Genomic DNA, 24,596 nt, shown 5'->3' with positions numbered 1-24,596 from the left:
ATTTCCTTAGCGTGAGGATGATGGTTGTGCCGTGCCGTCACTCGACCACGGCGCGCAGCAGCACGCGGTGGCCGGAGCCGTAATCGCCGACGCCGCGATGCTGCACGACGCGGTTGTCCCAAACGAGGACCGAGCCTTCTTCCCACTGGAAGCGAGTCAGTACTTCGGGCGACTTGATCAGGTCGAACAGGATGCCGAGAATGTTCTGGCTCGCCACGCGCGAAAGCCCGAGAATGCGCTGCGTATAGAGCTCGTTCACATAGATTTGCTTCTTGCCCGTTTCCGGATGCACGCGGATCAGCGGCGTGCGTATCCACGGGAAGCGGGCTTTTTGCCGCGCAAGTTCCTTTTCTTCGCGGTAAGCGAGCGTGAGAAACCCCATCGTTTCCACGTCCTGCGCGACGTACAGCGTTTCGAGGTACTGGGCGAATAGCGGATCGAGCAGGTCGTAAGCGGCTTGCGCATTACAGAACAGCGTATCGCCGCCGAACGACGGAACCTTCTTGCCGAACAGCACAGTAAAGCGCGGCGGCTCGGGGCGGAACGCCTGGTCGATGTGCCAGATGAAGTTCATGCGCGTCTTCTTGACCTCGGAATCGATCGTGTTCACGTTCGAACTTTCCTCGGCCACAGGCGTATAAGGCGTGCCCATGTATTCGGAGTGTCCAAACAACTGCACAAGATGCGCGAAATCGGCGGCCGATACCGTGCCAGGCTCGAAAGCGAGGAAGCCGTGACGGCTCAAGCTCTCGTTGAGGAACTGGCGAACTTCGCCGGGCACGACGTCCGTGCCGTTGATGCGCAGCCCGCGCACTTTCGCGCCCACGACCGGCGAGTACGGTTCGAGCGTGATGCCGGCGCGCGCCTCGCCATGCACGCGGTAGGTGCTTTCCGGCAGCAAGCGTTGCTGCAACGACTCGAAATCGTCGTCGAGAAGGGTTGCCATGGATGACTCCTGTTGGATTGGATGTGTGTTGTGGTTCCGGGAATGCCTTAGCTCGCGGACGTTTCGATGGGCAGATCCGCGCGGGCGCCCCATTCGCCCCAGGAAGCCTGATAGACGCTTGCCTGCGTATAGCCCGCGTGCTTGAGCGCGAGCCAGGTGCGCGATGCTCGGGGGCCGCCGCCGCAATACACGACGACCGGCTCGTTCTTCGCGATGCCGAGCGCGCCGAAGCGTTCTGCAAGTGCTGCGGAGGTTTCGAGAACGCCGTGCGCGCCGAGCTCCTGACGGTTATCCCAGTGCAGCGCGCCGGGGATGTGGCCGGAGCGCACCGCGCCGGGGCGCGTGCCGCGATAGTCGTCGAGCTCACGTGCATCGACGATGTGTGTGGCCGCGCTGCCAAGCGTCGCGGCGATGTCGTCGGCCGTCGCGAGCAACGCGCGCCGTGCCTCGAATGCGAACGGCAGGGCCGCAAAAACCGGTGCGTCGCGTGTGAGCGGGACGTCGCCGGCGTCGGCGAGCGGGCCGGCCAGCACGGCGACGCGTTCGACGCCCGCAAAGGCCAGCCCCCAGGCGGCGCGCGCAACGCTGCCGTCGAGGCTCTCGCCGTAGACGACCACCTGTGCATCGGGGCCCACACCGAGCGTCGAGAGCAGCCAGCGCAGGCGCGTTTCATACTGCTGCACCGACGCGGCATCGGTTTTCGGCAAGGCGAAGAGGAGCGCGTCGACGTGCCTTGCGTTCGGCAAGTGGCCTTGCCAGTACTTTTCTTGCGGGCGCAGGTCCACGGCGATGGCGTCGGCGCTCAGCCGGGACAGTGACGACGGTTCGATCAACGAAAGTTGGGGCATGGCAGTGGGGTGGTCGGATGTTGGCGCGTCGCGTGTCTCCTCTCGTCGTACGTACACTAACCATATGGCGAGAAAAACCTGCTTGGCGAATAGGGGGGATGCTATGGGAAAAACCTCGCGCCAGTTATATCGATTGATCTGAAGCAAAGCGTAAATTCACATTTGAGGCCATCAAAACAGGCGTCAAAATCACGAGGCGCGGCAGAGTCGGCCATCGTATGGATGGTTGCCGCAGGACTCCGCTTATAATTGTTAGCATGCAAACCTCAATAGCCGGATATGGCCGACGTTAAAACAGACTTTCGTCCGCTTTCGCTGCTGGTCGGCAGTGCGTTTTTCATGGAGCAACTCGATTCGACAATCATCGCGCCGGCCGTGCCGCAAATCGCGCGTGCGCTTGGCGTGGACGCGCTGAGCCTCGATCTGAGCATGACGGTCTATCTGCTGTGCAGCGTGATCTTCATTCCGCTGAGCGGCGTGCTGGCCGGCAAGTGGGGGACGCGATCGATCTTCCGGTTTTCGCTGCTCATGTTCGTGCTGAGTTCCGCGGTCTGCGGCGTGGCGGACAACCTGCCGACACTGATCGCCGCGCGCGCGGTGCAGGGATTCAGCGGTGCGCTGATGGTGCCGGTCGGGCGCATCGCCATCGTTCGAACCGCGCCGCGCGCGGCGCTCGTCGCGGCGCTTGCATGGATGATCACGCCAGCCATGCTTGGGCCGCTGTTCGGGCCGCCGCTCGGCGGCCTCATCGCGACGTATGCTTCGTGGCGCTGGATCTTCTGGCTCAACATTCCGGTGGGCCTTGCGGGCTGTCTGCTCGCGAAACGCTTCGTGCCGCAGATCGTCGACGAGGACGATATGCCCTTCAATCCACGCGAATGGGCGACCCTGAGCGTGGCGCTCGCGGCGCTCGTCGCCATGCTGGAGATGGTGCGCCATCGCGAACTTCCGGCCGTGGCTTACCTGGCGCTCGGCGCCGCGTTCGCGCTCTCGACGGCGGCCCATGTCGTATTCGCGCGCCGCAGTGCCAGTCCGCTCCTCGACTTCGGGCTGCTGCGTTCGCGGACATTCAGCACGTCGTTCTGGGCCGGCAGTCTCGTGCGCGTGGGGTATGGCGCGGTGCCATTCCTGCTGCCGCTCATGCTTCAGATCGGTCTCGGATATTCGGCCGTCGAAAGCGGTGCGGTGCTGCTGGCGAGCGGTGCGATCGCGTTCGTCACCAAGACGCAGACGACCGGTTTGCTGCGCCGCTTCGGCTTTCGCAACGTGCTGATCGTCAACGGTGTCCTGTGCTCCGCCGCGCTCATCGCCTGCGCGGCATTTCGCGCCGACTGGGGTTTTACGCTGATAGCGGTGATCGTTTCCGCAGGCGGTTTCTCTCGCTCGGTCCAGTTCAATGCGCTCGCCGCCATCGCCTATGCGGATCTGCCGGCCAGCAAGGTTTCGCCCGCGACCACCCTGAACACGGCCGCGCAGCAGCTCGCGGTGATGCTCGGCATTTCGGTCGCGACGGTGATCGTCGACCTTTCCGCGCAGACCGGCATGCGCGCACAGCCGAGCGCGATCGACTTCGCGCACGCGTTCGCGTTGATCGGTTGCGTAGCGATGTCGAGCGTGCCGTTCTGCTTGCGCTTGAGCGCGCGGGCCGGAGCCGAATTAAGCGGGCAGGCGGCGGGCCGCTGAACCAAGCGCGATCGCTGCGTACCGGCGACGCGTTTCCCTATAATTCCTCCGTCCTTCATTAACCGCATCGCTTCACCATGTCCTCTACCAAGGCTATTGGGCGCGCGCGCGTCGTGCGCCGCGCGAACACGTTGACGCTCGACCTGCCCGCGAAGACCGCGCAAGCGCTCGGTCTTCGCGACGGCGAAGAAGTCGAGATCCGCCTGCGCGACGCGGCGAGCTTCGAGGTCGTGCGGCTCACGTCCGCCTCGGATGCGCTTGAACGTCTACGACGCTTTCGCGGCCGCCTGCCTGCCGATTATTTCGCGGACGATCTGGGGGGCGCGCATCGTGACTAAGGCATTCGTGGACAGCAGCGTGTTGCTGCTTTTGCTCGACGGCGATGCCGCGAAAGCCGATCTCGCCGAACGCATTGTGCGCGAGGGCGTCATCGTCACAGCGCAGGTGATGGCGGAGACGATACAGGTGCTGCAAAGCGTGCTCGGCATGCGCTGGGACGAGATCGACGAATGCGTCGAATCGATTCGAATGTACGCTTCGACACACAGTGTCACTAACACTACGCTCGACGCCGCGCGGACGATTGCGCGGCAGAGCGGCCTTGATTTCGCAGCCGCGTTGCTCGTTGCGGCGGCTGCGGAGGCGGGCTGCGCGACGCTCTATTCGGCACGGCTGCATGATGTGGCGATAGCCAACGTTAGCGTGAACAACCCGTTTGTCGCCGCGCGCGCGTCGGCAGCGCCTGCGCAGGCGAAGCAGAAGTCGCCCAGGGAGCGCCTCGCCTTGCTTTACGCGCGCCCCGGCTTTCTGTTGCGGCGTGCTCACCAAATCTCGGCGGCGATTTTCGAAGGTGCGTGCTGCGGCGTGGGCATCACGCCGGGCCAGCTTTCGGTACTGACAGTGCTCAATGCGTGCCCACGACTCGATCAGGCTACGCTCTCGCGCGCCATTGGCCTCGACAAGGTCACGACTTCGCATCTCGTGCGGGCGCTCGAAGCGCGCGGACTGCTGACGAGATCGCCCGCCGACAGCCGCCGGGGCGTTTCGATGGAACTGACTGCGGAAGGCAACGTGCTGCTCGATCGTGTCGAACCTTGTCTAGATTCCGCATACGAAATGCTGATGTCGGTACTGAACGCCACGGAACAGGCGCAGTTGGTCACGGTATTGAACCGGTTAAATGAACGGCTCGAAGACCGCGCGCGCACGCCGTTCCGTCCGCTTTGATTTTGAAACGTCGGCCACCGGTGTCTCGGCGTCCTCGAGCAAACATGCGAAACGATGGGCGCGTTTGGCCGCGAAACGCGCAGCTTGAGTCCCCATGTCACGTCGAGGCAGCAGGGCGTCCATGCCGACGTGCCGTGCATCGAGAAATCCTGCCTCACACGTTAACGATCCAGACGCTGCTGCACATGGAAACCTGACACACCCTGTCTGGCTAGAACACGACATTTCTATAAAGCTACTACAGATTTTCGGTTGATAATTTATGTTATGTAAAATATCAAAGGAATCCAAATTACTCTACGAATCCAATGACGCGTCCTCGCGAATACTGTGACGCATGGCGGATCGATTGGGGCCCTGGCCGTGACTCGCAAGGCCGGACGATCTGGATGGACCCAGATCGCCCCGCGATCATCTTCGAGCTTCAGACCGCATCGCATTTGATCTACTGCTCAGACAGTGTCCGACAGCGACTCATCTCGTCCCTCCTGCCTTCAAAGCCATCCGTACAAGCCATTCACTTGGCATCCAGTTGCAGCACTAGTTCGTCATAGCGCGCCACAACCTCGGTATTCGTTGATAGATAGCTTGCGATGACCCGTCGCTGGCGGTTTCGATACTCCTCCAGGTCGGCATCGTGGTTCCGAATCGCATGCACGAGCTGCCGCGCGCCTTCGTCGACGTCATTATTGGCGTAGTAGTAGCCGAGATCGCGGCACAGATGCGCGTTGTGCACGAACGGATAGCCGTTCCAGCACACGTCGAAGTAGAAGTAGTTTAGTGCAAGGCCCCACTGGTGGGACACGACGATGTCCGTGTGTTCCGACAAAAACTGTGGCGTCTCGAAATGGCCGACAAAGCTTACCTTACGGTCGCGCACGATATCCAGATAACGCGCAATACCGATGAATTCAGGACTATGCTTCGCGAGATGCTCCGCATTGGTGACGTGAAGATGGGAAATCTCGTCGCCGACGATCCGATATGCATTTTCAACAATCAACGTCGGATAAAGGCAAAACTTAAGCACATCGATGTTCGCTTCCATGACGGATATTCGCCGCGGCGCAGCCGTCGGTCGATATTCGCCGTGATTGGGCAAATCACGCGTGCGTGCCTCGATACACATCGGATCCCACACAAACGGCACTTCTCGCGCCGGACTACGACGCAGTGTCTTGAAGAAATGCAGGCTCGTCTCCACCACTTGAGGAATGACCCAGACTTCGTCATATCGCTGATTGATGAAGATGGAGTCGGACATCCGGCGGTTGAAGATCATCGCCTCCGACAACTGCACGAACTCCGGCCCGCAGCAATAGCTGACGAGCTTCGTGCCGCATGACTTGATGTAGTCGGTTTGAGAGGCATTGATCTGACCGCCGAGCTCGATCAGGATATCGAGTCCGTCCTTGACATCGTCGAAGCACCGCACCGGGTAGCGTTCCAGATCCCACGGCAGCTTCCGGGTAATCGCGACGGAAGTCGTATTGACCAGCACGACCTGATGACGGAGTGGCGAATGCTGGAACACCCGCATCAGGTACAGAGCATTCTGTTTTATGCCGTTGACCCATAGGCTTTCGTCTTCACGATGCAGGCCGATTGTGATGCCTATCCGGAGCGAACGCGGGCCACGCCGCCCTCGCCCGTCGGAATGTACGATCGTCATTGTGCTGCGCCCCATTGGAATTGCACCTGGCGGCGCAGGATCAGACAGGACGGCGGCGTGTCGACTAGCACGACTGCCTCGCGCGGACGGCTCGATTCGGTATAGACCATGACAGACCTGACAAGTTGGGTGGCGCGATAGCCGGTTAGTTCGCTGCGCGCCACTTGGGAGCAAGACAACGGCGCGCCGGAAATGCGCTCGGCCACGACCGAGCAGCCACCGGCAATGCCAGGTACCGTGACGAGTGACAACAAGGCCGACGATTGAGGAAATTCGATTCCAGACAGCGAGAAAAATGGTCCGATGTCGGGATTCGCACGCTGCCAGTCCAACAAGATATCCGCACGAGTGGAGCGATCGAACACACGCGCCGAGACTTGCGCGACAGCGTCGTAGCAGCGGCGAATGCCGATTTGATGGGCCGCATGCGCAAGCACGGTAGCCGGTGCGGCGGGCACCTCCCCGGAACCCGTACCTGGCACCGGCTGAGCCTGCACACTGCCTGCCGGCGACACGGCGGACCATGCCAATGCGACCACCAGAACCGCGGCAACAACAGTTCGAAGCGGGATTGTCCTCGTCATGAGCATCACCTGCCCTCGAAGGCCGCTGCGATTGCCGCGCTATACTGCTCGACGTTGGCGGGCAGCTCCGGATCAAGCGATGAAAGGAAATCCCGAGCCGAGCGACGGTAGTCGTCCAGTCTCAAGTCGTGCTCCGAGAACGCGCGTCGCAATGCTAGCGCGCCGTCCTGGCAGTCGAATCCGTCGTAGCGATAGCCGCAACCGCCGATCAGCGCCGAGTTGTGAATCAACGGATACCCCCCATACAACGCCTCGTAATACAAATAGTTCTGTGCGTTTTCCCATTGATGCGAGATCACTGCATCGGCTTGCACGGTCAGGATGTCGTAGATTGGCAATCGCGGCTCGTAGGTCGCTCGCCCGTGCAGCGTCAGATCGAGACTGCGCGCGAAACCGACAAAGACGGCATCCTCTTTGAGCGGCATCGCATTGAACACACGCAGAAAATCGACGCATTTCGGGTCCTGCCTGTACGCGAGATCCGCAATCAGCATTGCTATGTGGGCCGTCTTGACCATGCAGATGTTCGGCTCGAGAATCGCGAGACGCCAACATGATCGTCCCGGCACATAGCGAAACGTACTGTCAGCTTTGGCCACCTTCAATGATCGCTCCAGAAGCACCGGATTCCACAGGTGTTGCATGATCTTCACGGGTGCGCGAGAGCCGGCCTCATAGTAGCCGGCGCACGTCTTCTCGAATGCCGGGAGCGTCCAGATCGCGCTGTACGGCGTTCCGGAGAACAGCAGCCCGTGCGGCAGGCCGAACATCATCCTCTCGATGTCGATTACGTAGTCATTCGCGACGCGCATGCCGATTATGCGGCCGCCGCGCTCGTGAAAGCTGCGTGCCCAATCCGGATTCAACTGGGCACTCAACTCGATTACGACATCCAGCTTTTCCCGTGCGGTGTCGAGATCGATGACAGGCACCGGCGAATGTTCGAGAAACGACTTCGCATCGGACGGATTCCCGTCGCCGCCGTTGACGAGATAAGCCGCCTCGATGATCGGCGACTGCCTAAGCAGCATTGCCAGGAAGTAGCAGTTCTGGAAGATGCCGTTCTCCCATATCGATTGCTGGCCGGCACGCAGGAAGATCGTGATGCCGACCTTGACTCGTTTGGGCCTCAGCATGATTTCCCTCCGTGATAAGCGCGAGCGGTAACGTGAAGTAATTGCTGGAAATATCGCTCGCCGTTCTCTCGCGCGAGCGGAGACAATCGGACGAGGAATGAGAGTGCGCGTCGCTTGTAGTCCGCAAAACCCGCGTCGTGCTGTCGTGCCGCGCGCATGAGTGCCTGCGCGCCGGCTTGCACGTCGAAATCCGGGTAGTAGTATCCGTATTCGGACAACCACGCTGAATTGTGGACAAGCGGATACGCTCCGTACAGTGCGTCCAGATGCAGGTTGTTCTGGTCGTTCTGCCATTGATGGGCGACAACCGCATCGGCGGCCCGGCTCATGAATTCGGCGAAATCGTGCCGGCGGTCGAGGTGCACGCGGTCCGCCCGATTCAATTCGAGCGCATTGCGCGTGAACAAAAACGTCGGATGCTGCTCCAACTGAGCGCTATTGAGCACCGACACATCGGTAATCGTATTGGGCGCAGAACGAAACGCCGTGTCGCAAAGCAACATGGGAACCATGCAGCACTTCACGACGGAGATGTTCGGCTCGAAAATCGCGACGCGCAGCGCGCGCGGAGTATCGTGAGAACCGTTCGTCGGCTCGAATCCAAAGTGCCGCCCCGCGTTGTTCAATACGCCAACGCGCTGATCGACGAACATCGGATCCCATAGATACGGAACTTCGAATACCGGGCATCGATGCAGGGTTTCGAGCATTGGGCTGAATGCGCGGTCCTTTGGCAAGATCCAGATCTCGTCACATCGGTCCGTGCGCGAGAAGTAGCCTTCGCGCTTGAACACGCTAGGCTCAATCAAACCAACATACGGCTGCCCACAGCAGAAGTAGACGACGCGTTTGCCGCGCGCGCGGAAATAGTCGAGCCATTCGACTTCGAGCCCACCCCCCATTTCGATTGCGATGTCGATCAGTTCGGTCGCCTCTTTGGGCGACAGCAGCTTCAGGTCTGGGAGTAATGCCAGGATATCGTCGGACAACTGGGATTCGGTTCCGCAATTCAGTAGCACGACGTCCCGGACTGCGGGCAATGCACGCAACAACTTCACAAGGAAGAACACGTTCTGCCCCAGTCCATTGTCCCATATAGTCTGGCCTGCCCGAGTGGCCAGTGATATTCCAATTCGCATGGTCGCTTCTCCTACCATTTCGTGGCGGTTCTCATGTTCTTTTCTTGATATGTGTCGATACGTCTAATTTTCCGCCCGGCGAGTCGGACAGGACGCCACGCCTATCGGTGGCACCCCAGAAACGGCACCCTCGTCGCGTCCTTGAATAAAAAGGAGGATCGAATGTGGGGAGGACAATCTTGAAACCTCAGGTAACTTCGGTATCTGCACGAGGACCTCAACGGACGACACCCTCCCGACTGCCAACCGACCTGGCACTGAACGTCGGCCCAGTCGCGGGCGAGCAGCCGACCAGCACAGGCGCTGCCACTACGCACAACATCGCGGTACGCGTGCAGACCTCCCGTTTCATGTCGTTTATCTTCAATCTCTGGTGTCTTGTTCAACCGACAGGCGGCGGGCGAAACGCCCGTCGCCTGTCTGGCGCATTACCACTGGTAGCCCAACCCGACGCCGTACGTATGCCCCGCGCTGCTCGCCCCAACACCACCCTTGAGCTTCAGGTTTTCGGACAGTCGTGCGGTGAATCCCAAGGCGACCGCACCGTAACCCTGGTAGGTGCCTGCGCCGATGCCGACTGCAATCGTCTTGCCAAGATCCACTTCCGGAATCATCGTCAGTGCCGTCGCGGCAGCTACGCCCGCATAAGCGGTTCGCGCGACGGCGGACACGGAGCCCTGGACGGCATTGAGCTGGGACACATTCACCGCATCGGTTGGATTGATCCCCGGCGCGACATTGGTGATCCGTCGCTCGTTGCCCGGTGCACCGACCGATACCGTGTTGGCCTCGCTGGCGATCGAGCCTGCGCCGAGCGCGACCGAGTTCGTCGCGGTGGCAGTTGCATTGGTACCCAATGCCACGCTGTTCCTGGCACTTCCCAGTGCATTCGCACCGATCACCGTAGCACCGTCCTCCGATGCGTTGGCCCCATATCCGAGAGCAACGCCGTTCGCACCGGATGCCGCCGAATTGACGCCCGCTGCCATCGAATTGAGGCCGGTCGCACCGTCGTTGTTGTAGTTGCCTTGCGGCGTACCGTTGTCGTTCACGCTGTAGTAGTGCGTGCGCGTAGCCGATACGACCGTCGACAGCGAAGCGACGTTGCTGTTCGTCGTGCTCAGGCCCGTTGACAGCGAGCTTTCCGCCGTCGAGGTCGACGTCGACAGCGAAGCGACGTTGCTGTTCGTCGTCGACAGCCCTGTTGACAGCGAGCTCTCCACCGCAGAAGTCGACGTCGACAGCGAAGCGACGTTGCTGTTCGTCGTGCTCAGCCCCGTTGACAGCGAGCGCTCCACCGTGGAAGTCGACGTCGACAGCGAAGCGACGTTGCTGTTCGTCGTCGACAGCCCTGTTGACAGCGAGCGCTCCACCGTTGAGGTCGACGTCGACAGCGAAGCGACGTTGCTGTTCGTCGTGCTCAGCCCCGTTGACAGCGAGCTTTCCACCGTCGACGTCGACGTCGACAGCGAAGCGATATTGCTGTTCGTAGTGCTCAGGCCCGTCGACAGCGAAGCGACATTGCTGTTCGTCGTGCTCAGCCCCGTCGACAGCGAACTTTCCGCCGTTGAGGTCGACGTCGACAGCGAAGCGACGTTGCTGTTCGTCGTGCTCAGGCCCGTTGACAGCGAGCTTTCCACCGTCGACGTCGACGTCGACAGCGAAGCGATATTGCTGTTCGTCGTGCTCAGGCCCGTCGACAGCGAAGCGACATTGCTGTTCGTCGTGCTCAGCCCCGTTGACAGCGAACTTTCCGCCGTCGAGGTCGACGTCGACAGCGAAGCGATATTGCTGTTCATCGTGCTCAGGCCCGTCGACAGCGAAGCGACATTGCTGTTCGTCGTGCTCAGGCCCGTCGACAGCGAAGCGACATTGCTGTTCGTCGTGCTCAGCCCCGTTGACAGCGAACTTTCCACCGTCGACGTCGACGTCGACAGCGAAGCAACATTGCTGTTCGTCGTGCTCAGGCCCGTTGACAGCGAGCTTTCCACCGTCGACGTCGACGTCGACAGCGAAGCGATGTTGCTGTTCGTCGTTGACAGCCCCGTCGACAGTGAGCTTTCCACCGTCGACGTCGACGTCGACAGCGAGGCGATATTGCTGTTCGTCGTGCTCAGGCCCGTCGACAGCGAAGCGATATTGCTGTTCGTCGTGCTCAGCCCCGTTGACAGCGAACTTTCCACCGTCGACGCCGACGTCGACAGCGAAGCGATATTGCTGTTCGTCGTGCTCAGCCCCGTCGACAGTGAGCTTTCCACCGTCGACGTCGACGTCGACAGCGAAGCGATGTTGCTGTTCGTCGTGCTCAGGCCCGTTGACAGCGAGCTTTCCACCGTTGAGGTCGACGTCGACAGCGAAGCGACATTGCTGTTCGTCGTGCTCAGCCCCGTTGACAGCGAACTTTCCGCCGTCGAGGTCGACGTCGACAGCGAAGCGACGTTGCTGTTCGTCGTGCTCAGGCCCGTCGACAGTGAGCTTTCCACCGTCGACGTCGACGTCGACAGCGAAGCGATGTTGCTGTTCGTCGTGCTCAGCCCCGTTGACAGTGAGCTTTCCACCGTCGACGTCGACGTCGACAGCGAAGCGATATTGCTGTTCGTCGTGCTCAGGCCCGTTGACAGTGAGCTTTCCACCGTCGATGTCGACGTCGACAGCGAAGCGACGTTGCTGTTCGTCGTGCTCAGCCCTGTTGACAGCGAACTTTCCGCCGTCGAGGTCGACGTCGACAGCGAAGCGACGTTGCTGTTTGTCGTGCTCAGCCCCGTCGACAGCGAGCTTTCCACCGTGGAAGCCGACGTCGACAGCGAAGCGACGTTGCTGTTTGTCGTGGTCAGCCCCGTCGACAGCGAGCTTTCCACCGTGGAAGCCGACGTCGACAGCGAAGCGACATTGCTGTTCGTCGTGCTCAGCCCCGTCGACAGCGAGCTTTCCACCGTTGAGGTCGACGTCGACAGCGAAGCGACGTTGCTGTTCGTCGTGCTCAGCCCCGTTGACAGTGAGCTTTCCACCGTCGATGTCGACGTCGACAGCGAAGCGACGTTGCTGTTCGTCGTGCTCAGCCCCGTCGACAGCGAAGCGATACTGCTGGCCGTACCAGACACCGACGTCGACAGACTATCGACAGCCAGATTGGTCGCGTACAGTTGAGACCCGTTGACCGCATCGGTACTTGTGGCGGTCACTTGTCCAGCGGCCACGTTAGTGATCTGACGCTCCGCGCCCGACGTCCCGACACTCACAACACTGGTTGGATTAACGCCAGCGTATGCATACGTCGTCCCCCCCACCGCCCCGCTGGATGTCGGATGAGGAGCATCGGTAATCGATCCCGAGCCGAGCGCTACATCACCCGAGTTCGCCGTTGCCGTCGCGCCATTGCCGATCGCGACACTCCCTGTCGTGGACGTCGAAGTGCCAGCGACCGCATTCTGACCGAGCGCGACCGACCCCGGTCCCTGTGCAGCATTCGTGTTGCCGATTGCCAGGGCACCATTACCGCTTGCCGTGTTGTTCGCGCCCAACGCAACAGCGCCCGTTCCGACTGCGGTGTTCGGATCACCCAGCGCAATCGCCCCGTCACCAACGGCAGTTTGACTTTCACCCAATGCGATCGCACCCGTGCCAGACGCCACAGTCGAGTTATGGCCACCAGCAATCGAACCGGAACCGGCAGCCGCGCTTACGGTGTTGCCGTCGCCAATTGCGACCGTTGAAGCCGCCGCGGCAGTCGACTGATTGCCGATAGCTACACTCTGCTTGCCTGCCGCGTTGGCGGCATTGCCCAAAGCTGTCGCACCCGCACCACCAGCCGTGGCAGCAACGCCTACAGCCAGCGCATTCGCGCCAGTCGCGCCATCATTATCGTAATTGCCGCCCTGAACGCCGTTGTCATTGACGCTGTAGTAATGCGTACGCGTTGCCGACACGGCCGCCGACAGTGACGAAACATTACTATTCGTCGTGCTAAGCCCCGTCGATAGCGAACTTTCCAACGTCGAGGTCGACGTCGACAGCGAAACGACATTGCTAATGGTCGTGCTCAACCCTGTCGACAGAGAATTTACACCCATCGACAGCGAGCTCTCCGCCGTCGAGGTTGAGCTCGACAGCGAAGCCACACTGCTGTTCGTCGTGCTCAGGCCTGTCGAGAGTGAGCTAATGCCCGTCGAGGCCGACGTCGACAGGCTGGCGATACCCGATAAAGTCGTGCTGGCGGCGGCGTAGAGCTGGCTGCCGTTGATCGCGTCAGTGCTGGTCGCGCTAACAAGGCCGGCCGCTACGTTCTGGATTCGGCGCTCATTGCCCGGCATACCGACGCTGACGACACCCGCCGTCGAACTCGTGCCAGCATAGGTGCCGAACGTGGTACTGCCAATGGTGGTGCTGCTAACCGTGCCGGTGCCACCGGTCGCCGAGTTGGCAACGCCGGTCGTAACGGCACCCGACCCGAGTGCGACGGAGCCAGCCACGTTCGCCGTGGAGCCGTCGCCCAGCGCCAGCGCACTGGTCGCGCTGGCGCTGGCGTTCTGGCCCATGGCGACAGCACTGTCCGCGCTGACGGTGGCGCCATCGCCAACTGCGACGCCGCTGGTACCGGACGCCGATGCGTTGGCTCCGACGGCAAGCGCGTTGACGCCGCTCGCACCGTCGTTGTTGTAGTTGCCTTGCTGCGTACCGTTGTCATTGACGCTGAAGTAGTGCGTCTTCGCAGCGGCAATCGCCGTCGAAGTCGACGTCGACAGCGAAGCGACATTGCTGGTCGTCGTGCTCAGCCCTGTCGACAGCGAAGCGACATTGCTGTTCGTCGTGCTCAGCCCCGTCGACAGCGAACTGGCAGTCGTTGACGTCGAGCTCGACAGCGAAGCCACACTGCTGTTCGTCGTGCTCAGGCCTGTCGACAGCGAAGCGACATTGCTGTTCGTCGTGCTCAGCCCCGTCGACAGCGAACTGGCAGTCGTTGACGTCGAGCTCGACAGCGAAGCCACGCTGCTGTTCGTCGTGCTCAGGCCGGTCGACAGCGAAGCGACATTGCTGTTCGTCGTGCTCAGCCCCGTCGACAGCGAACTGGCAGTCGTTGACGTCGAGCTCGACAGCGAAGCCACATTGCTGTTGGTCGTGCTCAGGCCCGTCGACAGCGAAGCGACATTGCTGTTGGTCGTGCTCAGCCCCATCGACAGCGAACTGGCAGTCGTTGACGTCGAGCTCGACAGCGAAGCCACGCTGCTGTTCGTCGTGCTCAGGCCTGCCGACAGCGAACTGGCCGTCGTCGAGGTCGAGCTCGACAGCGAAGCCACATTGCTGTTGGTCGTGCTCAGGCCCGTCGACAGCGAACTGGCCGTTGTCGAGGTCGAACTCGACAACGAAGTCACATTGCTGTTCGTCGTGCTCAGGCCTGTCGAGAGTGAACTTACGCCGGTCGACAGCGAAGCCACATTGCTGTTCGTCGTGCTCAGCCCCGTCGACAGCGCGCTGGCAGTCGTTGACGTCGAGCTCGACAGCGAAGCGACATTGCTGTTGGTCGTACTCAGGCCCGTCGACAGCGAGCTGGCAGTAGCCGAAATCGCCGTCGATACGCTCGTCGACACGGAGTAAAGTTGACCGCCGTTCACAGCGTACGTGCTGGTTGCGGACAGTGGTTGGGCAGCCAAACCAGAAAGGGTCACGCCCGCCGCGCCGGTAACGGAATCCGTTCCCGCCGTGAATGTGGCAAAGCTAAGGGACGAACCACCCGGCGCAATAAATATCGAGCCCTTCGTATTATCGCTAACGATAACAGTATTGTTGGTCGTCACCCCCCCCGAAACGATTTGTGAAACGACATCACCGGCAGAGGAACCTCCATAAACTGAGCACGTACTGTTTGCGGTACCGACCTGATTCGTTTGAATGACCGCATTACCGGTATTGACGATTCCAACGCTAGTTGACAAACAATTTGTGGCAAATTGTATTGCCCAAGCCGAATTTCCAAACGGAAGCGTGGTGAAAATTCCCGCAAAGCATAAGACAATCGGCTTCAACGCAAAATGACGTGCACGCTCCCCATCAATACCCTGGCCACGCAGAGAGCGCTTTCCTTTCGCACAAACTAGCTCCGATGCTGCAACCCAGGCTCCCAAGGCGTCGTTCCAAATAGTGCGATATGACCTATTCATTTTTTCATTACCTCATCAGCTAATGCTACTTCTAATAGTGATAGAGAGATCTATTTTTATATAGTTATATGCTATGTACTACTTATCAATTGTCGGATATCGACGGACCTCTAAATATCCGCCCCGCCGCTCCGATTAGGTGTCGAAACGACGTTGTCGCATAAATCTGTTCCCACCGGCAAGCCGACCGGTACAGTTACGATCCCCACACTTCGAATGTGCGACACAACGTGGAACAGATGACACGTCGCACGCTCCGATCATCTTTCGGAGTACAGACATCATCACGAACGCGAACTCACCCGTCCTCGATACCGCGAGATCGCCGTGGCGAACAGCGACGTTGGCATGCACCCGGATGCCGCGCGGCCGGCTCATCGCATATTGACCAGCGACATACGAGAGGTGATCCCCCCAAAACCCTCGCCTGAGGCCCACAACGTAAATGGATCTGCAACCGCCGCTATCGCAATTCCTGTACTGGTAACCCACAGTTCACGTTGGCGAGCTGGTCTGCCGGGACGGGACAACCAATGAACCAGCCCTGCACGGCATCCACCCCTACCGTCTGCGCGAATGCGAAATCACGCGCCGTCTCGACACCCTCAAGAACAGAGCACATGCCCAGCCGTTTAGCGAGATCGACACAGAGTCCGATGATGTGCCGCGCATCCTCAAACTCACGTGCTTGTGCCACAAGGAACCTGTCTATCTTCACCTCGCTCACAGGCAAAGACGCGAGTCGCAAGAGGTTCGAATGACCTTGCCCGAAATCATCTATAGAAAATCGATAGCCTTTCGAACGAAGAATTGCAGTTCGCGATATGAGTTCTGTGAATTCGTAATCGTTTATCGAATCTGACTCGGTAATTTCAATCACGATGCTCTCTGGCCTATAGCGACCAAGCGCATTCGCGAGGCAAACTGGCAGATCCTCAGACAGCATCAATCTGGCAGAGACGTTGATGGACAGCGACGCGCCCGCCTCGACAAATGCAGATACGATACCGGCCTGCGCTCCCCGGAGTAACGCCTCAAGAAGACTCCTATCGAGATTCAGATGCGTAATTACCGGCATGAACCGATCTGGGCCAATAGTATCTAGCGCACCGGACCATCGCGCGAGTAACTCCAGACTATGAGCGCTTCTGCTACGGCAGTTCACAATCGGCTGGAAGTACGGAACGATTCGTCCCTGCGCAATCGCCTTACGGACAGTATGCTCTTCTAGTACTTGTGTGCTATTCCGGCTTTTCTTGGCAGTCGTCCGTCCAATGTCAATGACTGAAGCTCCTTTCGCGACGCCGCCGTTCTCGTTACCACGCAAACTAACCGACAGCCCACTAGAAGCGGCGACGATAGCAGCACACTTGACGAGAGGTGACGTAGCGTCGCCAACCAGCCAAACTCGCACTTGCCCACCGACCCGCGACAGCGACATCAGACATTCGAAGCAGAGCCCCCCGGGCAGGTCCGGATAGAGCACAATCGCATCAAATCTTACGCAGCGCATCAGATCGACCATTTCGCTGGCAGACGTTGCTTGCTCGAAACACCACCCGGTCCCGCACTCATTCTCCAGGCGGTCGGAGGAAAAATGCTCTTGCACAACCACAAGAACGAGTCCGCTCGACGCACTGGCCGGCACCTCCGGGACAAGCCCCGAATGGTCCAGGGTCGTATGAATATCCACGCCCCACCCCCGTCATCTCTGCCCGCACCACCAGGGCAATCATAAATTACCGTCGATTGAATAGTCTTCGACCGCCTCCAGCCGATATCCATGTGTATACACTGATCGAAGCCGAATTCCAGTCCCGTCACAAAATCTCAGCTTGTTTCTTAGCCGGTATATATGCGTGTCCAAACTTCGCGAGACGCCATCCTGTCCACGCCCCCATATCAGGCGGAATAGCGACTCCCTCGAAATGATCCGTCCGACGTTACGAAAAAGAACCGATGCAATGTCAAATTCCTTTGGCGTCAACTCGATCTCTCTGTCATCGAAGCTCACGATTCGCTGTCGAAAATCGACAACGTACCGCCCTACCACCAATCGCGAGACGTTCCGACCTTCTTCAGGATAGGCACGACGCCAAAGCGCCTCGACTCTCGCAACAAGTTCTCGCCGTCGAATTGGCTTCACGAGATAGTCGTCTGCGCCGGCTTGTAGCGCGGTGACAATTTCATCCTCGCGTATACGGGCTGACAGGAACAATACGGGTAAAACGCGCCCCATCCTCTCGCGAACCCATTCAAGAATCTCGATACCTGAGATATCCGGCACCATCCAGTCAAGTATCACGAGATCAACCGCGGAATGCTCAAAAATCCGAATTGCTTCGACACCTTCCCGCGCAATTATTACAGCGTGTCCCGCGAGATCAAGCGTCATCTTTATCAATTCCGCTTGAGCCTCGTCGTCTTCGAGTACGAGAATACGCATACCCCTCCAACTTTCGTCGGCTCGAGGGCAACCCCTTGTCGCCCTGATGACATTAATTTTCCTTGAACACCGATACCGGCGATCTCAGGTCTCCATTATTCAATTCCATCTCATGCCAAATTAATTAACGCCATTACGGACCATCAACGCAATCTTTATATTGACGAAATATCCATGACAACACGGCAAATAGATATTTCAATGAATTCATGGCGATGGCGAAACATTTAATTTCGGTATGCGAATCGTCGCAAAAAAATCGGCTTGTCACCGTACGGTTAGCGACCGAACTGCGTTGAACGCCTCCTGTATGTCCTGCACGCGGGCATTCCTTGCGCATACCTGGCGCAAGAGCCAGCATCAGCAGACCGCCCATGGGGGCAGGAAACTGACTTCAGCTCAACAGAACTTGGCAGCCCCGGGACGAAACGGAACCCGCCATAGATGTCCGAGGCCTTCCGTCGACGAAAGCGGTCACAAGCGCCAACCGGCATGATTCGATGACATACGCGCGCATGGTTGATCCGGCACTTGCAGTGACGGGCCTGAATGACCAGCTCCGCAAGCGTCCGAATAAAGCGCATAAGAAGAACGGCCACAACTTCGCGCGACGACGGCAGAAACCAAAAAACAGAAGGCGTACGCCGCGTATTACCCGACGCAGCGGAGAAAACAAAGAACGGGTGGGACGGCACCGCTGAACGGGAAATCGCATACATGCCTGGTTTTCCGGCTTTGGCAACCTGCGCAACCACTTTGGCAATCATTTTGACATTCATGTCGCGCTACTCCTCCTCGCTTCCGTTATCTATTCACACTTCGTCGACCACCTGAGTTTAGCGGCGATAAGTCGTCCACATATGTTTCAGCCCACGATGCGATGATGACATGTCCTCGATCTTCGTTTGTGAACAATTCTAAATTTCTCTCCTCTTTGAATTGCACGTGGGTGATATCGTCTCGTTTCCTCTGTTGAATCACGGCGCTCGGTCTACTGACGTGTTCCGAACCCGGAATGCCAACATGCAAATACAAGACGGTCATGGCGCCACGCTTACTCTTCTTCCGAAGAGCTTCCCTGTAGTAGCTAGCCTGGCAACGCATCCACCCCCGCCGACACTTAAGCCGGGGAGGTCAAGCTATTGGACGAGCATGGGATTACCGCATTTAATCGAATCGGGCGTATTGATGACGTAGGCATTGCCTAAACTTAGTCCTAGCAGTCCCGTTATGGACGTCAGCAGGGAGTCGACCGGCTGCAAGAGAAGCGGAACGAGCGTTTGCCCTAACGCAGTCAAGAGAGGCCCGGTCAATGCCTCCAATATCGAATTCTGCACCCCCGACAAGACCGAAGCTAAGCCCCCACTCGCCGATAAAGAAATGGTCAATCCGCTATTGACGATACCCTGCACGACGGGCGCCAGAAACTGATCCGTTCCAACGCCCAACGCGTAGGGCGCAGTGGGGTTCGGCGGGGTTGACGACGCCGACACAGGATAAGTAAACGTTAGGGCGGTTGGTGTTTGATTGGCCACGGGAACTGTCATTTGCCCGGTTTTTAGACTGATGTTGACAGAAATGTTGCTTAAGTTGAGAAGTCCCAACGTCAAGATATTGAGGATCGACGTCAAATCAGTGGCCAAACCTCCCAAGTTGAGAAAACTTAACAGACCTTGCAGGTTAACTGAGGCCAGTGGTATTGAATTTCCGTCGGGCGTGAATCCCGATGGCGCATTAAGGTTGATCGATGCGGGCGCGGAGGAGGACCCACCGATATAGGCTGCGAGCACCCCGGTCTGCACGTTCACCGTCGCCGATTTCGTACCCCTATTGCACTCGACGGACGACAAGCCGGCCGTTGCAGGCGCAAGATACACCGTAACCGGGAGATTGACAGCCGCAAGCGATCTCGACTCGCTGCCATTGGCGCAAGCGTTTCCCGAGTACACCAGCGATCCGTCGGCGCATGTCGATAAAAGCGAGAGCTTGACATCGAGAAAGACTTGACCCTGCGCGGTAGATGTGTTCGTCGTGCAATTCGTCGTACTACACCCAATCGGCCCGGGCGGTCCGCTGACGATAGCGGGTGGAGTGCCTGCGAGCGACACTGAGCCTGTAACGGTGGCATTGAGGAGCGGTGCCAAGGCCGTTGGAGTTTGCACCGTTAAACTCGGAATGGATACCGTATTGGTGCCATTGGCAACCTGCAATGCCGTCGACAAAAAGGCGAGCGCGTTAACGCTGACATCGACCGCCGAACTACCAGTGGCCGTTACGGCGGAAATCAAGCTTCCTGGCGAAATCGTCGGGCCGCCATTGAGGCCCACAGCGGCGACGATTGCTTTGAGCACATTCAGATTGACATCGGCCAATCCTTGCTGGCCTGCGGCCAGCAATTCAGCGTTGGCCAGTTGCCCAATTGTCACACTTCCGTTCATTACGGTTGTCGTAGATCCGACCGATAAATTTGCCAGAATTCCGGCCAGACTTAAATTAACCTGAGATAAACCCTGATAGTCGAGGGCTGAGAGGGACAAACTATTTCCGCCTCCGAGGAGCGTACTTAGCAACTGATTTACCAAACCGCCATTCAAGGTGGCCAAAGACGTGGTTAGTGTGAATGTGTCGACTGGTGTGGATTTCGCAATGGCGGAAGCACTAATCTGCATTCCAGCCCTGAAATATCCCTGTACAGGTTCTGACACGGTGACGCAAACGCCATTGGCGGACTGCCCTGCTGCGGTCCCCGACGATAAATCATCGCATTGACCATTGGTCGGGTCGCCAGCGGTCGGTGTAAATAGCGGTTTGGCCCCGCCGCTTTGGGGCACCCATACACCACAGGTTACGGATACCGTACCGCCTCGCGGAAGCCGGTTACCGGACGGAGAGGCGACCGTAGTGGCAGCAAGCTTAGCCGCCTCGCAGTTTGCTTCCGTGCTGACTTCTTGAGAGGCACTCAGCGCGGCTAAGTCTGCAAGCGATTGCATATGCCGTTTCTCCGCAAAGAAATGACCTAAGTCGATTGCGCCCAGCGCCACGATGGCTACCAGCGCCAGGAAAATAGCCCCCAAGACAGCAAATGATCCTCGTTGCCGCCGAGACCCTGCATATACAGGTAGTCCGAAATTCAGGTTTCGTCGGAATTCCCATTTTTTTCGCGTGCCATGATTTATTTGCGAATAATCTCTTGGCGAAGGAAAGACTTCATATGATTTAGCGTTCAACGAAATACACTCATTGCTTTAAGCAGATTTTTGCCCACTGCATGGAGTGTGTTAGGCACTTTCGGTCAAGCCTGGTAACCTAGCGGACTAGCGGCATGAAAAAATGCAAGCCATACCCCGCGGACGTCTCGGACGAAGAATGGAACCTCGCCGCCCCATACCTGGTCTTGGTGAACGGAAATGAACCGCAGCACCGAGACGAACTGTGTGAAATGTTCAATGCGCTGAGCTGGATGGCGAGCGCCGGTGCGTGGTGGCACAAACTGCCGACTAACTTCCCGGCGTGGGAGATGGTCTCCCAGCAATCGCAACGCCAGTTCAACGCGGATCGCTTCGAGGCGACATTCAACGCAAATGCGAAGACGGCGGAAGCTGTGCGGCTGGCCACGTACGCCGCGAATCGGTGGAATGGTGCCAACAAGCGGCAGCAGTTGAGTGACGTAGTTGCGATTCGCGCCTGTCAGGATCGCGCTTACAGGAGCACCGGTGGCATCGACGAGGATGTGGCGCGGAACCTGGCCGCACGCGATCCGCGGGGTTCGGACGAGCTTTTCGCCCGCCCCAACGGCACGCACAGGTGAAGAGTCGGCGGCTGCTCGTGAGAAAACCAGTTCGCCTGCCTCGCGTAACTTCGCCAGCAGTAGCTCGTGCACTCGCTTCACGCCAGCCTTGTGCCAGTCGCGCCACCATCTCCTGAGGGTTGAACCGGGCCGATTCCCAATTTTGTCGACAGGTCGCGCCAGCGAATACCAGTCTCGAGTACGAACAGGATGCCATTCCGTGCCGATCGGCTCGCAATTTGCAATCTGCCTGGATACTTCTTGCGCCGTGGTTTTGGCTTCGGCAACAATGGTTCGATCAGTGCCCACAGTTCGTCATCAATAATCATCGCGCCTATCCCTGGTTTCAGTTGCTCATTCAGCCAAGGTCAACAGCTTGCTGAAAAGGTTAGCGGCCCGCACCAAGGTCTCTCTTATTCCGTCTCTTGGGATCCAGCTACTAATCTTTATCCAGCATTTCCGATTCCTCTTCGACTATTTGATATTTACGCAACTTCTCCCACAATACCTTGCGACTGATGCCCAACTGCTGTGCGGTATCCTTGCGGCGCCAGCCATTCTGGTCGAGAGCGGCAATTAATCGACTACGCTCTGCCATGTCCCATTTGCTGCGATCGACAATCGGCGGAGCCGATGTCTCCTGCGCGGTCCGCACCGCACCGGCACCCGCGAGGAGCAGGCGTAGGCGGCGCGCATCCCAGTTTCCCGTCTGTCGAACCGTGACGCCGATGCGCTCTGCCAGATTGCGCAACTCGCGCACGTTGCCCGGAAAGCGCATGGCAGCCACAGACTCAGCGAGCCAGTACGGCATCTCCGGCAGCGCAGCAAGACGCTGCTCGCCCACAGCAATCTCGACGAAAGTCTTAAAGAGCACGATTTTGTCGACAACTCCTCGGTCTTCCAAAGATGGCACGATAAGTTCGACGACCGCGAGACGGTAATACAGATCGGCACGGAATGTGCCGTCCTTCACGAGCTGCGGCAGTCTCCGGTTGGTCGCAGCGACGAGCCGGAAGTCGACCTTCACTGGAGTGATCGAGCCAATGCGCGTGACAGCGCCGTCCTCAAGCACCCGCAGCAACTTCACCTGTTGATAGAGCGGTAGATCACCTATTTCGTCGAGGAACAGTGTGCCGCCGTCCGCTTGCTCAAAGTAGCCCTTGTGCGCGACTACTGCACCAGTGAATGCGCCCTTCGCATAGCCGAAAAATAGCGATTCGAAAAGGCCATCTGGAATGGCGCCACAGTTGACCGCGACGAACGGCCCTTGGCTATAGCGGCTGTGCTTGCGGTGCAACAGTTCAGCTACCCGCTCCTTGCCTGTGCCAGTTTCGCCATGCACGAGCACGCTCGTCTCACAGTCGGCGAAGGTATCAATCTCGCCAAGCAGCGCACGCATGGACTCCGATTCCGCTATGAGCACATCGGCACTCGGAGTCTGTGCCGAATGCGCGCGCACCTGAATCATGAGCTTCGAGACAAGTCCGCGCAGCTCAGCACAGGTGAAGTCGAGAGGCAGGATGTACGAATATTCCGCAGGATATGTGGCCGGATCGTTGTCGCGTGTCACGGCACCAACCCAGATCACGGGCATGCCATAGGTCGCCTGCCATTCACGCAATACTAATGCACCGGTGTCGATCACACTTACGCTTACAACCGCGATGGAGGCGCGCGCGGCAATGCGCTGCGGCGAAATCGCAATGTCATCGGCACGGATCACATCAACATCGAGGCTCGCCATGCAGCGTGCCGCGCGCTCGACGATATCTGTTTTTCCTTCCCAGATGTAAAGGTCCAATTCGTCAATGGGGGTCGTAATTCGCATCGTATGACTCTAGCGGACGAGCGGCGCGACGCCACAGTTCATGGAATATCCCGTGACGTATGCAACGCCCTGCCGGAAGCCGGGTAGCTCCCGCATCGAGCCGGCGATTACCGCCCCGAGCGTCGCAAGTAGCAATTGAAGGACGCAGACGCGCGGACTGACAATGGCGTTGGTCACCAAGCTCGTACGCGCGCCGAGATTAATACCCAACACACCGGCCTTGAGAATGGGCCAGTTCGAGGACACAGCATCCGGACTCACTTCGGTGCCGAGCGACGATTCCAGCATCCCGTCGAGCAGGTCGATCCCAGCGAGCGAGAACGAACCGATGACCGTCGCCTTCACGGCTGTACTCGGCTGCAGCCTTCGCGCGCTTCGCCCGAAATAGTCTGGCGCCAGTTTTGTCACCGGGACAATCGCGTCGTTGAGCGGGATCGCACCATTCGCCTCGGTAACCGTCGCTCCGCCTCTATCGCTCGAGTCGCCCAATGCATACGCTGTCGCTGGAGCGAGGAGCGGATATAACGTGCCCCCGATCTGCGACGCTGCGGCGCGCGCCGCGAGGTCCACGATGGTCTGGAGATCACGCCATGAGCGAAAGACGCACGCAACGTTGATCACACGAAGCACGGCGACCGCTACAACGATTGCGATCGCTGCGACGAATGCAATCGAGCCGCGCTTGTGCGACCGCGCGTGCGGTTCGTACGTTCTGACACTCCCATGCAGGGGCCTGTGTGCAACCATGTCAGTTTGTGCCCCCAACGCCGGCTGGCAAGCCATTCGCCTGGTTTGACGCGCCGCTAGTCTTGAGAGACGAACCGAACGAGTCAGGTACCGTGGTCTGGAATGACTTCAGGTAACGCCGGTACGCATAGCCAGCCTCGGCGCCAAGCGTCGGCAGCCCAGGCGCAGCCTGCATATTGCCCCGCTGAAGATTGAGCCAGGTACGCGTGGCTTGCCCGACATCGCTTTTCGAAGTGGTGTCGCTTACCTCCGCGTGCGCGAATTGCAGCAGCGGCATGAAAAGCGCAAGGCGAAGCATCACGCGCGCGAAACAGCACGTAGCCGCCATGATGCTCGCTTGCAGAGAGTCGATCTGGCTGGGCTTTGTATTCATATCGTTCCTGTGTGTTCTGCGAAGC

General features: G+C 59.0%; 17 protein-coding genes and 3 pseudogenes. 4 read left to right on the top strand and 16 right to left on the bottom strand.

Annotated features, from left to right (window positions below; translation table 11 throughout):
* Window positions 1-37 precede the first annotated feature (37 nt).
* Complete coding sequence (locus BLU17_RS29235) at window positions 38-946, bottom strand: TauD/TfdA dioxygenase family protein (RefSeq protein ID WP_245747067.1); 909 nt, start codon at window positions 944-946, stop codon at window positions 38-40.
* 47 nt (window positions 947-993) lie between these two features.
* The gene (locus BLU17_RS29230; RefSeq protein WP_092005242.1) at window positions 994-1,794 is read right to left on the bottom strand and encodes a sulfurtransferase; all 801 of its coding nucleotides are present in this window, start codon (window positions 1,792-1,794) and stop codon (window positions 994-996) included.
* A 279-nt stretch (window positions 1,795-2,073) separates the two neighbouring features.
* Here BLU17_RS29230 and BLU17_RS29225 point away from each other — a divergent pair, with 279 nt between their 5' ends.
* The 3 genes from BLU17_RS29225 to BLU17_RS29215 all read left to right on the top strand — a co-directional run bounded on the left by BLU17_RS29225 (window position 2,074) and on the right by BLU17_RS29215 (window position 4,704).
* The gene (locus BLU17_RS29225; protein WP_092005238.1) at window positions 2,074-3,477 is read left to right on the top strand and encodes an MFS transporter; all 1,404 of its coding nucleotides are present in this window, start codon (window positions 2,074-2,076) and stop codon (window positions 3,475-3,477) included.
* 77 nt (window positions 3,478-3,554) lie between these two features.
* Complete coding sequence (locus BLU17_RS29220) at window positions 3,555-3,815, top strand: hypothetical protein (RefSeq protein ID WP_092005235.1); 261 nt, start codon at window positions 3,555-3,557, stop codon at window positions 3,813-3,815.
* Window positions 3,808-4,704 carry a MarR family transcriptional regulator gene (locus BLU17_RS29215; protein ID WP_176929227.1) on the top strand — a complete coding sequence of 299 codons (897 nt, stop codon included), beginning with the start codon at window positions 3,808-3,810 and terminating at the stop codon, window positions 4,702-4,704. The genes BLU17_RS29220 and BLU17_RS29215 overlap by 8 nt, the downstream gene beginning before the upstream one ends.
* A gap of 517 nt (window positions 4,705-5,221) precedes the next feature.
* Here the strand turns inward: BLU17_RS29215 and BLU17_RS29210 are convergent.
* The 10 genes and pseudogenes from BLU17_RS29210 to BLU17_RS29150 form a co-directional block, all read right to left on the bottom strand.
* On the bottom strand, window positions 5,222-6,376 hold the full coding sequence (locus tag BLU17_RS29210; RefSeq protein ID WP_092005228.1) for a DUF2827 domain-containing protein: 1,155 nt from the start codon (window positions 6,374-6,376) through the stop codon (window positions 5,222-5,224).
* Window positions 6,373-6,960: a hypothetical protein gene (locus tag BLU17_RS29205; RefSeq protein ID WP_143189375.1), complete on the bottom strand. Its 588-nt coding sequence runs from the start codon at window positions 6,958-6,960 to the stop codon at window positions 6,373-6,375. The genes BLU17_RS29210 and BLU17_RS29205 overlap by 4 nt, the downstream gene beginning before the upstream one ends.
* Window positions 6,961-6,965: 5 nt before the next feature.
* Window positions 6,966-8,096 (bottom strand): DUF2827 domain-containing protein, encoded by a 1,131-nt coding sequence (locus BLU17_RS29200; RefSeq protein WP_092005222.1) that lies wholly within the window; start codon window positions 8,094-8,096, stop codon window positions 6,966-6,968.
* The gene (locus BLU17_RS29195; protein ID WP_092005284.1) at window positions 8,090-9,235 is read right to left on the bottom strand and encodes a DUF2827 family protein; all 1,146 of its coding nucleotides are present in this window, start codon (window positions 9,233-9,235) and stop codon (window positions 8,090-8,092) included. The genes BLU17_RS29200 and BLU17_RS29195 overlap by 7 nt, the downstream gene beginning before the upstream one ends.
* A 428-nt stretch (window positions 9,236-9,663) precedes the next feature.
* The gene (locus BLU17_RS34680; protein WP_425434157.1) at window positions 9,664-14,820 is read right to left on the bottom strand and encodes a beta strand repeat-containing protein; all 5,157 of its coding nucleotides are present in this window, start codon (window positions 14,818-14,820) and stop codon (window positions 9,664-9,666) included.
* Window positions 14,821-15,297: 477 nt separating this feature from the next.
* Window positions 15,298-15,390: pseudogene (locus BLU17_RS34675) on the bottom strand (ESPR domain-containing protein); the annotation flags it as partial.
* Window positions 15,391-15,853: 463 nt separating this feature from the next.
* Window positions 15,854-17,083, bottom strand: coding sequence for an EAL domain-containing protein (locus BLU17_RS29160; RefSeq protein WP_143189374.1), 1,230 nt, complete (start codon window positions 17,081-17,083; stop codon window positions 15,854-15,856).
* A gap of 39 nt (window positions 17,084-17,122) precedes the next feature.
* Entirely contained in the window at window positions 17,123-17,836 is a 714-nt protein-coding gene (locus BLU17_RS29155) for a response regulator transcription factor (RefSeq protein WP_092005202.1), read from the bottom strand.
* Window positions 17,837-18,114: 278 nt separating this feature from the next.
* A complete protein-coding gene (locus BLU17_RS32785; protein WP_143189373.1) occupies window positions 18,115-18,615 on the bottom strand; it encodes a hypothetical protein in 501 nt (166 codons plus the stop codon).
* Window positions 18,616-18,975: 360 nt separating this feature from the next.
* Window positions 18,976-21,063, bottom strand: coding sequence for a pilus assembly protein TadG-related protein (locus BLU17_RS29150; protein WP_245747066.1), 2,088 nt, complete (start codon window positions 21,061-21,063; stop codon window positions 18,976-18,978).
* Window positions 21,064-21,158: 95 nt separating this feature from the next.
* Between BLU17_RS29150 and BLU17_RS32780 the strand changes: the two are divergent.
* Window positions 21,159-21,404 (top strand): annotated as a pseudogene (locus BLU17_RS32780) (transposase); the annotation flags it as partial.
* Window positions 21,405-21,440: 36 nt separating this feature from the next.
* Here BLU17_RS32780 and BLU17_RS29140 read toward each other — a convergent pair.
* The 4 genes and pseudogenes from BLU17_RS29140 to BLU17_RS29125 all read right to left on the bottom strand — a co-directional run.
* Window positions 21,441-21,961 (bottom strand): annotated as a pseudogene (locus BLU17_RS29140) (IS5 family transposase); the annotation flags it as partial.
* Window positions 21,962-22,062: 101 nt separating this feature from the next.
* Window positions 22,063-23,451, bottom strand: a complete 1,389-nt coding sequence (locus tag BLU17_RS29135; RefSeq protein WP_092005193.1) for a sigma 54-interacting transcriptional regulator — start codon at window positions 23,449-23,451, stop codon at window positions 22,063-22,065.
* Window positions 23,452-23,460: 9 nt separating this feature from the next.
* Window positions 23,461-23,796 carry a hypothetical protein gene (locus BLU17_RS32775; RefSeq protein WP_143189372.1) on the bottom strand — a complete coding sequence of 112 codons (336 nt, stop codon included), beginning with the start codon at window positions 23,794-23,796 and terminating at the stop codon, window positions 23,461-23,463.
* Between the two features lie 403 nt (window positions 23,797-24,199).
* Window positions 24,200-24,571 carry a DUF3613 domain-containing protein gene (locus BLU17_RS29125; protein WP_245747065.1) on the bottom strand — a complete coding sequence of 124 codons (372 nt, stop codon included), beginning with the start codon at window positions 24,569-24,571 and terminating at the stop codon, window positions 24,200-24,202.
* Between the last annotated feature and the right edge of the window lie 25 nt (window positions 24,572-24,596).

It is taken from the genome of Paraburkholderia lycopersici, assembly GCF_900096975.1.
Classification (GTDB): Bacteria; Pseudomonadota; Gammaproteobacteria; order Burkholderiales; family Burkholderiaceae; genus Paraburkholderia; species Paraburkholderia lycopersici.
The sequence above is the reverse complement of the archived record's forward strand: the minus strand, read 5'-3'. Positions and strand labels throughout refer to the sequence as shown.